This window comes from Micromonospora sp. CPCC 206171 (assembly GCF_036906755.1).
Taxonomy (GTDB): Bacteria; Actinomycetota; Actinomycetes; order Mycobacteriales; family Micromonosporaceae; genus Micromonospora; species Micromonospora purpureochromogenes.
In genome coordinates, this window is record NZ_JBAKHT010000025.1 from 47,477 (window position 1) to 58,200 (window position 10,724).

The 10,724-nt window shown below is 72.7% G+C and carries 7 protein-coding genes; 3 read left to right on the forward strand and 4 right to left on the reverse strand.

Annotated elements, in window-relative coordinates:
• Positions 1 to 35 precede the first annotated feature (35 nt).
• The gene (locus V6U89_RS24200) at positions 36 to 785 is read left to right on the forward strand and encodes a cellulose binding domain-containing protein (RefSeq protein WP_334573753.1); all 750 of its coding nucleotides are present in this window, start codon (positions 36 to 38) and stop codon (positions 783 to 785) included.
• A gap of 241 nt (positions 786 to 1,026) precedes the next feature.
• The gene (locus tag V6U89_RS24205) at positions 1,027 to 1,968 is read left to right on the forward strand and encodes a TerC/Alx family metal homeostasis membrane protein (RefSeq protein WP_334573755.1); all 942 of its coding nucleotides are present in this window, start codon (positions 1,027 to 1,029) and stop codon (positions 1,966 to 1,968) included.
• Between the two features lie 11 nt (positions 1,969 to 1,979).
• On the opposite strand, the gene V6U89_RS24210 is transcribed toward V6U89_RS24205, so the two are convergent.
• Both V6U89_RS24210 and V6U89_RS24215 read right to left on the reverse strand, forming a co-directional pair.
• Entirely contained in the window at positions 1,980 to 2,753 is a 774-nt protein-coding gene (locus tag V6U89_RS24210) for a hypothetical protein (RefSeq protein ID WP_334573758.1), read from the reverse strand.
• 106 nt (positions 2,754 to 2,859) lie between these two features.
• The gene (locus tag V6U89_RS24215) at positions 2,860 to 3,609 is read right to left on the reverse strand and encodes an SDR family oxidoreductase (protein WP_334573760.1); all 750 of its coding nucleotides are present in this window, start codon (positions 3,607 to 3,609) and stop codon (positions 2,860 to 2,862) included.
• 246 nt (positions 3,610 to 3,855) lie between these two features.
• On the opposite strand from V6U89_RS24215, the gene V6U89_RS24220 reads away from it, so the two are divergent.
• Positions 3,856 to 7,179 (forward strand): S8 family serine peptidase, encoded by a 3,324-nt coding sequence (locus tag V6U89_RS24220; protein ID WP_334573761.1) that lies wholly within the window; start codon positions 3,856 to 3,858, stop codon positions 7,177 to 7,179.
• 42 nt (positions 7,180 to 7,221) lie between these two features.
• Here V6U89_RS24220 and V6U89_RS24225 read toward each other — a convergent pair whose 3' ends face one another.
• Both V6U89_RS24225 and V6U89_RS24230 read right to left on the reverse strand, forming a co-directional pair.
• Complete coding sequence (locus V6U89_RS24225; protein ID WP_334573762.1) at positions 7,222 to 10,098, reverse strand: AfsR/SARP family transcriptional regulator; 2,877 nt, start codon at positions 10,096 to 10,098, stop codon at positions 7,222 to 7,224.
• A 121-nt stretch (positions 10,099 to 10,219) separates the two neighbouring features.
• Complete coding sequence (locus tag V6U89_RS24230; protein ID WP_334573764.1) at positions 10,220 to 10,699, reverse strand: sigma-70 family RNA polymerase sigma factor; 480 nt, start codon at positions 10,697 to 10,699, stop codon at positions 10,220 to 10,222.
• Positions 10,700 to 10,724: the final 25 nt, after the last annotated feature.

The window sequence follows — 10,724 nt, forward strand, 5'->3', positions numbered from 1 at the left end:
GCGCGTACGGTGAAGGATCTGAGGGAGAAGAGCACGTGCCGTCATCACCGCCCCAGCCACGGCGGACCGTAGCGGTCATCCTGCTCGACCGGACCGTGGCCCTGGCCGGGCACGCGCGGCGCGCCATCGGCGGCCTCGGGGCCTCGTCCCGGCGTACCCGGGTCCTGCTGGCCGCCTCGCTGGTCGTCCTGGTGGCGACGACGGCCGGCGTCGTCCTGGTCCTGCGGACGCCGGAACGGCTGGCCCCGGTGGCCCTCGACCCGCCGCCGGACGTCGCCGTGCCCACGGACCCGGCGGTCGACGGGCCAGACCCGCAGGCCAGGCCGGCCGCCTCCAGCCCGGCGGCGACGAAGCGGACGACGACGGCGGCGGGCCCGCCGGTCGGCGCGGCGGCTCCGCCGGCCACGGCTCCCTCCGCGCGCACCCCGTCAGCGGCGGCGGGGTCGAGCAGCCCGGCCGCGTTGCGCGCCGCCTTCGCCATCGAGGAGCGCGCCCTGCTCAGCTACGGCGCCGAGGTGACCATCAGCAACGCCGGTCGGACCAGGGTGACGAACTGGACCCTGGTCATCACCCTGCCTCGGGAATCCCTCGAAGTCTCCTCGGTCAGCGGCGCCCGAGTCACCCGCGCGGGCGCGACCTGGACCTTCGTGCCGGACAAGACGACCGCAGAGGTGGCGGCCGGCAGATCCGTCCAGGTCACCTTCCGGGTCAGCGGCGCGCCGATCAGCTCGACCCCCACGGCCTGCACCATCGATGGAACGGCCTGCACCGGCCTGCCCGACTGACGGCTGCCGCTGCCGGCTCCTGACCTCAGCGAGCGGGCCGCCCCGGACGGGTGACGGCCGAGTGAGCAGAACGCGGTGCGTCGTGATCGCTGGCTAAGCTCAGCGACGTTGCGTCGCGGCAACGGAACACCAGCTGACCGCTCCGCTCGCACGGCAGCCGCTTGCCTGATCCGGCTGCACGGCGGCGACAGCCGCCGTCGATTCCTCTGGTGGATGCGGAGGGCGTCTGATGGACCCGGGCATGTTCCCGGCTCCGCTCTGGGCCTGGGCCGCGATCGGGGCCGTCATCGCCGTCATGCTCGCGGTGGACGTGCTCTCCCACCGCGACAATCACGTGATCGAGCTGCGGGAAGCGCTGATCTGGAGCGCCGTCTGGATCGCCGCCGGACTGGCCTTCGGCCTGATCGTCTGGGTGGGCTGGGGCGGCGAGCCGGCGGTCGCGTACTACTCCGGCTACCTGCTGGAGAAGGCGCTCTCCATCGACAACGTCTTCGTCTTCGCGCTGCTGTTCGGCTACTTCCGGGTACCCGATGAATACCAGCACAAGGTGTTGTTCTGGGGTGTGGTCGGCGCGCTCGCGTTCCGCCTGGTCTTCATCTTCGCCGGAGCGGAACTGCTGCACCGGTTGACCTTCGCCGGGTTCGTGCTCGGGGCGTTCCTGATCTGGACCGGGTGGCGCCTGGCGGTGCGCGGCGAACCTGACGTCGACCCCGACCGCAACGTCGTGGTCCGGTTCTTCCGACGGGTGGTGCCGACCGAGCAGCGGTACCACGGCGACCGGTTCACCGTCCGGGTCGACGGCCGGCGGCGGGCAACGCTGCTGCTGGTGGCGCTGGTGGCGATCGAGGCGACCGACGTGGTGTTCGCGATCGACTCCGTGGCGGCGATCCTGGCCATCACCACCAACACCTTCCTCGTCTGGACGGCGACGGCGTTCGCCGTGCTGGGGCTGCGCAGCCTCTACTTCTGCCTGGCCGGATTGCTGCGGCACTTCGGCCACCTGCGGTACGGGCTGGCGGTGCTGCTGGCGTTCGCCGGGGCGAAGCTGATCCTGGCCGAGACGCCGGTGGGCACGCTGCCGCTCTGGCTCACCCTGCTGGTGGTGGTGCTGACCCTGTCGGTGTCGATCGGCTGGAGCCTGCTGTCGGCCCGCCGGGACCGGCGCCGCCACGCCGGCGGCTGAGGAAGCGCGCGTCACCTGCCGTAGTAGAAGTCGGCGGCCGCCCCGGCCCGCGCCGGCGCCTTGATCTGCGGTGGCTTCCCGTGTCCGCTCATGGTGGTGGTCATCGTCAGCTTCGGGCCCTCGCTGGCAGTGAGCTCCACCTTGAGCGAGGTGACCCAGCCCTGGTCGTCGGTCGTGATCGTGAACGGCGACAGGGGCATCCCGATCGAGGCGATGCTCGGCGCGCCCACGGGGAGAAACGACTCCACGTCCGCACCGTCCGGGTCGAAGCGGCCGGTCCAGGAGTGCGGGCCGGTCCGCCGCACCGAGGTGATCGTCGAGGTGAACGTCTTCAGGCCGGTCGGGTCCGCCCAGTCGAAGCGCAGGAAGGGGTCGTCCCGCTCCACCCGCTTCAGATCGACGTGCACCCAGTCCTTCTCGTCGGAGGGCCGTACGTAGCTGTCGGTTCCGATCACGATCCGGCTGCCCACCGACGGGTACTTTCCGCCGGTGACCGCGATCGTCGACTGGAAGCGACGCGCCTTCGGGTCGAAGACGACGCTGCCCCTGACGCTCTCCCCCTCGGGCAGTTCGCCGCGCACCGCGTACCGGTGGGCGACGCCCTGCGACCGCCGCAACGCCTCGACCAACTCGGCCCGAGCGGTGTCGGGCGTCGGAGACGGCGCGGCCTTGCCGGCCCGGACCGTCGGCTCGGCCCGGGTGGGCTCCGCCGACCCGGTGCACCCACCCGCGACGAGCAGGACGCCGGCCAGACCCAGCGTGAACAGCGTGCCGCGATGGTTCATGGTGATTCCCCCGGGGGCCGGCCGGGTGGCCGGACGAGGGCACGATAGCGAAAAACGGGCGCTGGTGACGGCCCCAGGCCCCGGCCGTACTCAGTCCCGGCCGTACTCAGTCCGCCGTCTGCTCGGCGAGCCAGTCGTCGAAGGTCGTGGGTGCGATCCGGGCATCCGGTCCCGGCAACAGCACGTTTCCCGCCATGTCCGGGCCGAGGATCGCCTCCCAGGTGGGGACGATCTTCATGTCGGCTCCCATCGCCTGGTGGGTCCGGCGGGCCATGTCCACGAGGTCGTGACGATCGGGGCCGGCCACACCCGGATGGCGTCCCTGCGGTGGGCCACCGGCGGCCTCGGCCAGGAATTCGCCGACATCGGCCGGCGCGATCGGCTGGACGAGCAGTGGCGCGAGGTAGGCGGTGCCGTCACGTTCGGTCCAGCCGGCCACCGTCACGGCGAAGTCGAAGAACTGGGTGGCGGGCACGATGGTCCACGGCACCGGTCCGGTGGACACCAGCCGCTCCTGCTCGCGCTTGCCCGAATAGTGTGCGGTTCCCGCGATGCGGTGTACCTCGACGATCGAGAGCAACACATGGTGTCTGACACCCGCCTGCTGCTCCGCTGCCAGCAGGTTCTCGGTGGTGGTGGCGAAGTACATCATCGTGGCCTCGCGGTCAGCGGGTGGCGCGCTGACCGCATCGACGACGACGTCGACGCCGCTGAGGAGTTCGTCCAGTCCCTGACCGGTCAGCAGGTCGACGCCGTGCGACCGGCTGATGGGTACCGGGTCGTGGCCGTGGCGTTGCAGGGCCGTCATGGTGTGGGACCCGATGTTGCCGGATGCGCCGGCGACGGCCACCCGCATGGTGCGCTCCTGTCTCAGAACCGGTGCGAGGCGCAGCGGACGTCCGAGCGGGCTCGATGCGATGACAACGCGGTGGTCTACGGCCTCGCCTGAGCTACAGGGTAGGGGCGGTCGAGGTGCCGCGTGCGCGAATCAGGATGCCCGTGGTGCGGGCACAGCAGTGACCCAGGTCACACCGGATGAACTTTCACCCGCAGGTCACGTCCGGAGCACCCGGATACCTCTCGCGTTCATCCAGGGAGAATGATGCGTTCAGTTCGCAAGATATCGGCGCTGGCACTGCTGGTGCTCGGCGTCTCGGCGGTGGCTCCGGGGGGTGCGCCGGCATCGGCGCAGCCCACGGCCGCGCAGCCGGCGACCACACCCAAGGTCGCGGCCAAGCCCCGGACGGTCACTCTGCTCACCGGCGACACCGTCCATCTCGGCACCGTGAACGGACAGACGACCGTCGACGTGGTGCCGGGCAAGGGACGGGAAAAAATCCCGTTCCTCACCCACAGCGCCGGCAAGGACGTGCGGGTCATCCCCGCGGACGCCGTCGGCCTGCTCAACCGGGGCAAGCTCGACACGCGGCTCTTCGACATCTCGAAGCTCGTCGAGTTCGGCTACGACGACACCCGGGCCACCCTGCCGCTCATCGTCCAGCACGGCAGCGGCGCCGCCGCCGGCCTCGCCGGCGCCCGGACCATCCGACAGCTCTCCGGGGCGAGCGCTGTCGCGGAGAACCGCGCGGACGCGGTGTCCTTCTGGAACAACGTCACGTCCGCCGGGAGTGGCGCGGAGCGGCAGCTCCGGGCCGGGTTCGACAAGATCTGGCTCGACGGGCTGCGCCAGCCGACCCTCGACGTCAGCGTCCCGCTGACCGGCGCACCGAAGGCGTGGCAGGCCGGCTGGACGGGCGCGGGGGTGAAGGTCGGTGTGATCGACACGGGCGTCGACCAGACCCACCCCGACCTGGCCGGCCGCGTCGCCGCCGCGGAGAACTTCAGCCCCGACCCGGACGCTCTCGACCGGGTCGGCCACGGCACCCACGTCGCCTCCACCATCGCCGGCACCGCGGCCGCGTCGCAGGGCCGCTACCAGGGCATGGCGCCCGGCGCGACCCTCTACAGCGCCAAGGTGTGCATGGCGGAGGGCTGCCCCGAGTCGGCGATCCTGGCCGGCATGACCTGGGTGGCGGAGCAGGGCGTCAAGGTCGCCAACATGAGCCTCGGCGGCCAGGACGGCCCGGAGATCGACCCGATCGAGGCGGCCCTGACCGACCTCACCTCCCGCTACGGGGTGCTCTTCGTCGTCTCCGCGGGCAACAGCGGCGAGGCCGGGGAGTCCACGGTGAGCTCGCCCGGCGGTGTCACCGAGGCGCTGACCGTGGGCGCCGTGACCAAGACGGGCGAGCTGGCCGAGTTCTCGAGCCGGGGGCCGCGCGCGGGCGACGCCGGCATCAAGCCGGACATCACCGCTCCCGGCGTCGGCATCGTCGCCGCTCGGAGCTCGACCTCCGACCTGTGGCCGAACGACGAGAACCCGCAGTACGCCAGCCTCAACGGCACCTCGATGGCGGCACCGCACGTGGCCGGCGCGGCGGCGATCCTGGCCCAGCAGCACCCGGACTGGACGCCTGAGCGGATCAAGTCCACGCTGATGGCGGCCGCGCAGCCGAACGCCGGCATCGGTGTCTACGAGCAGGGCGCCGGCTTCCTCGACGTCGCCCGGGCCATTCAGCAGACCGTCACGGCGAGCCCGGTCAGCGTCGCCTTCGAGCGGACCACCGCTGCGCAGCAGCACACGATCACGTACGCGAACAGCGGCTCCTCCGCCCTCACCCTGGCCGTCTCCCTCGACGCCAAGGGCGCCGACGGCGCCCCGGCGCCGGCCGGACTGTTCGGCCTCAGCGCCTCCTCGGTGACGGTCCCGGCCGGCGGTACGGCCACCGTGACCGTCACCGTGCAGGCCGGCGCCGACCTGCCCGACCACTACTTCGGCGGTGAGGTGACCGCCACCGGTGGCGGCGCGCAGGTGCAGACCCCGGTCGCGCTCGACGTCGCCCGCCACGAGCTGGCCCTCAAACTGGTCGGGCCGGACGGCGGAGCGCCCAGGCCCGAGCAGGGCTGGGTGACCGTCCTGACCGACCTGGACCGGCAGTCCATCCAGGTGCTCGCCGACCCCGCGACCACCGGGTACCGGGTCCGCGCGGGCCGCTACCTGGTCCAGACCTACCTGGTGAGCGACGACGACGTCACCACGCTGGTCCGCCCGAGCCTCGACCTGACCACGGACCAGGCGCTCACCATGGACGCCCGCCTGGCGAAGCCCATCGCGGTGTCGGTGCCGAATTCGAAGGCCACCGCGGTCCACCAGGAGTTCGGTTGGACGATCCGGACCGAGGAGCCGCAGATCTGGGGCAGCAACGACCTGTACGGCGTGCTGATGAACATCCCCTTCGACCACCTGCGGACCGCGCAGATCGGGGCCGGCGAGACGCCCGGCTTCGTCTCCTACGTCAACGGCATGTGGGGCCAGGTGACCCCGGAGTTCACCCTGCACAACAGCCCGTACGCCTACCGGGTCTACCTGTACGAGCCGAAGAAGATGATGACCGGGCTGACCCGCAAGCTGCGCGCGGGCGACTTCGCCACGGTTCGCTCCCAGATCAGCGCGGACGTGGCCGGCGTACCGGTTGCGCGGACCGCGGTCGCGCACGCGCCCGGCAACTCGCCGATCTACCGCGACGAGCGCAACATCCCGCCGAGCTTCACGTACGACGCGCCGAGCACCATCACCGAGTACTACAACCAGGACAAGCAGGCGGTGTGGAAGTCGACCTCGGCCCAGCTGAGGTACACGTACTACGAGTCGCCGTGGACCAGCTTCCGGCCCGGGCGCACCTACACGGTGAAGTGGGCCAACGCGGTGGCCGGGCCGGTCTTCCCGGAGCCGAACTTCGGCCAGCAGTTCGCCACCCGCTACTGGGGCGACCTGATCGGCGGGCCGGGGCCGCTGCACGGCGACGGCACCGGGCACATGGGCTTCCGGCATGTGCGCGGCGGCAGCGTGGAGGTCAACCTCTACCGCAACGGGGTCAAGGTCGGCGACGCGAACCAGACGCCCTGGGTGTGGAACGTGCCGGCGGAGACGGGTGACTACCGGCTGGCGGCGACGTTCCGCAGCGACCCGGCGTTCACCCTGTCGACGGTGGTCGACGCGGAGTGGACCTTCAAGTCCGGGCACGTGGGCGACGGCGAACTGGTGAAGCTGCCGATGACGGCGATCCGGTACACCCCGGAGCTCGACATCGACAACCGGGCGCCGGCCGGACGGATGTTCGCGATCCCGGTCTCGCTCGACCGTCAGGTCGGGGCGGCGCCGGGCCAGACCACGGCGCTGACCGTCGAGGCGTCCTTCGACGACGGCAAGACCTGGCAGCCGCTGACCGTGCGGCGGTCCGGCGAGAAGGCCGTCGCCTCGGTGCGCAACCCGGCCGGCACGGGCTTCGTCTCGCTGCGGGCCGCTGCGACGGACAGCAGCGGTAACACGGTCAAGCAGACCGTCATCCGCGCCTACCGGTACTGAGAATGGCCCCGGACGCGGCGCCCGAACGGCGCCGCGTCCGGGTCACCGGTGCCAGAGCAGCCGGTCGCGGATCCGACGGGCCATCGGCGAGTCCGTCCCGTCGAGCTCGGCCAGGGCCTCGCTCCACGCCTGCCCGGCCAGGGCGGGGTCGCCGTCTGCCGAGTGGAAGTCGCCGATGGCGACCAGCACCTCCGCGGTGTGGTGGGTGGCCCGGGCGTCACGGAAGATGTCGATCGCCTGCTGCCAGGTCGCCATCGCGTGCGGCACGTCGTCGATCATCGAGTACGTGTGCGCCAGCCAGGCCTGGGTGGTGCCCATCCCGTACAGGTCGCCGAGGGCCTCGAACTGCCGGCGCGCCTCGACGAACATGCCCAGCGCCTCGGCGTGCCGGCCGAGCCAGCCCTGTGCCCGGGCGATCACCAGCAGGGCGTTGGTGGCGCCCCGCACGTTGCCCTCGTCGCGGAAGAGCGCCCGCGCGGCCTCCGCATGCCGGATCGCCTCGTGGTAGCGCCGCTGGTCCAGCCGGATCTCGGCGATGTTGTTCTCCGCGTGGCCCTGCTCGTTGCGCCGGCCGAGCCGCTCGAAGAGCGCCCGGGCGTGCTGCAGATGCGACAGCCCGTGGTCCAGATCGGCCAGGAAGTAGCAGGCGCCGGCGAGGCTGCGGTGCAGCAGGGCCTGGGCGGCGGGGTCGTCCCCGGTCGCGGCGAGGCCGGTGCTCATCGTTGCCGCCCACTGCCGGAACTGGGCGGTGTCCTGGAAGAAGTTCTGCAGGGCCAACGCGATCTGCCAGGCCGTGCGGGGCCGGCCGCGCTCCTCGGCCCCCGCGACGATGGCGGTCAGCACCCGCTGCTCGGCGGCGAACCAGGCCATCGCGTCCGCCCGGCCGGTGAAGCCGCGCCCGGTGACTCCGCGCTCGGACGGCTCCGGCTCCGGCAGCGGCACCTGCGGTTGCAGCGGCAGATGCGCCGCGTACGCACTGAGCTGGTAATAGTCGTAGACCCGCTCGACGGCGGCGTCCCGCTCGGCCGCGTCGTCGTGCTCCTCCCCGAGCTCCACGGCATAGGCGCGCAGCAGATCGTGCATCCGCCACCGGCCGTTGCCGGGCTGGACCAGCAGCTGCGACCCGAGCTCGGCGAGCAGGCCGCGGGCGCAGCGCAGGGACAGGCCGCCCAGGGCGGCCGCCGCTTCCGCGCTCAGCTCCCCGGCCGGGTGCAGGGGCAGCAGCCGGAAGAGCCGGGCCGCCTCGGGAGTCAGGGCACGGTAGGACCAGGAGAAGATGGCCTCCAGGTCGGCGTGGGTGTCCCCGAAGCCGGCCAGCCGGCCGTCGGCCTCGGCCAGCTCGCCAGCGATCGCGGGCAGGCTGAGCCCAGGTCGGCCGACGCTGCGGGTGGCTACCAGCGCCAGGGCCAGCGGCAGCCGGCCGCACCGCGCGATGATCTCGTCGACGGCGGCCGGGGCGGCGGCCGCCGCGTCGCCGAGCCGGTGGGTGAGCAGCTCGCGGGCCTCGGCGTGGGTGAGCAGGTCGAGGTGCAGCGGGTGGGCGCCCGCCTGACCGGCCACGCCGGTGATCCGGCGGCGGCTGGTGGCGATGACGAGACTGCCGCCGGTGCCGGGCAGCAGGTGCCGGATCTGGTCCCAGTCCCGGCAGTTGTCGAGCAGGATCAGCATCCGACGCTCGGCCAGGATGCTGCGGTACAGGCCGGCCTGGGCGTGCAGCTCGGCCGGGATGGCGGCGGGTGCGACCCCGAGGGACCACAGGAAGCCGCGCAGCGCCTCCGCCGGTGCCATCACGGAGTCGCCGGAGTCGAACCCGCGCAGGTCCGCGTGCAACTGCCCGTCGGGGTAGTGGGCGGCCAACTGGTGGGCCAGGTGCACCGCGAGGGTGGTCTTCCCGACGCCGGGCATTCCGTCGATGACCAGCGCGCTGGTCCGCCGGTCTCCGGCCAGCAGCTCCTCCGCGGCGGCCAGGACGTCGCGCCGGCCGGTGAAGTGGGGGTGGTCGGCCGGCAACTGCGCCGGCGGCTCGGCCCGGGTCGGCTGCGACAACTCCAGCTCGGCTGGCGGCCACAATTCGGCCTCCGCGCCGCTGGGCGGCGCCGCGGACCGAATGAAGGCCGGTCCGACGCCGCGCCACCGGGAGCCGTCGGCCGGGGCGTCGTGGTCGAGCAGGCTGTCCCGGGCCGCGCGCAGGTCGGCGCCCGGCTGAATGCCGAGTTCGTCGGCGAGCCGGTGCTCGATGTCGGCATAGGCCGCGAGGGCCTCGGCCCGCCGGCCGTCCGCGGCGAGCGCGAGCAGCAGCCGCGCCTGCAGTGCCTCGTCCAGCGGCTCGTATTCGGCGGCCAGCCGGATCGCGGGCAGCACCGCGTGGACGCAGCCGGCCCGCAAGGCGGCGTCGGTCGCCGCGCGGACGGCCGCGAATCGCTCGCCGTCGACAGCGACGAACTCCGGATGGGCCCGGCCGCCGGTCTGCAGGCCCGCGGCGCACCGGTCCCGCCACAGCGCCAGCGCCTCGCGGTAGAGCTCGACGGCCGGCTCGCCGGAGCTGCCAGCGGCCTGGGCGACCAGGCGCCGAAATCGCCGCAGGTCGAGCGATTCCCCATCGATCCACAGCCGGTATTCGGCGCCGTCGCGGATCAGCACCGAACCCGCTGCCCGCGTCGGCAGGCCCGGCTCGAAGCGCCGCCGGAGCATCCCGATGTGCCGGTGCACCACGTTGACCGCACTGGGTGGGGGGTCGGACTCCCAGAGCAGGTCGACGAGTTCGGCGACGCTGACCGCGCCGCCGGCTCGGGCGAGCAGCAGCGCCAGGATCAGCCGCTGCTGCCGGGTGCCCAGGTCGATCTCGGACTGGCCGCGCCAGGCCCGCACCGGGCCGAGAACTGCGAAGGAGAGCGGGCTGGTCATCTCGATGCGATCCATACAGGGCTGGTTGCCACGGTCGCCATAGCATGGCAGGGCCCGCTCCGCCCGACGAGCGCGCTGCGGCAATGTGAGCTTCGACTCAGCGGGTCGGACCACCTGCCGGCGGAGTCGTCCCTGCTCAGGCCGCCCTGAGACCGGTGCGCAGGGCGCGCAGCGCATAGTGGGTCCGGGACTTCACCGTGCCGATCGGCACCCCCAGCCGGCCCGCGACCTCTTCCGGCGACCGCCCGACCAGGTAGACCTCGGAGAGCAGACTGCGCTGCGCCGGGCTCAGCCGGCGGAGCGCGTGCCGGATGGCGTACGACGCCAGCGCGCTGCCGGTGGTGTCGTCACCAGCGGGAATCCAGGTCATGTCGACGAGATGGACCTCGGCAGGGCGGCCGCGCCGCAGCCGGACGCCGTCGATGACGAGCCGCCGGGCGACCGTGCAGAGCCACCGGCGGGCGGCATCGGGCTCGCCCGGCACCGAGTCGAGGTGCCGCCAGGTCCGCAGCATCGTCTCCTGGAACAGATCCTCGGCGGCCTGCCGCTGGCCGTGGGTCAGCACGAGCAGGAGACGCAGCACGGCACGGGCGTGGTCCGCATGCAGCGCCGTCATCCGCTCAGCCCGGCCGACGGGTGAT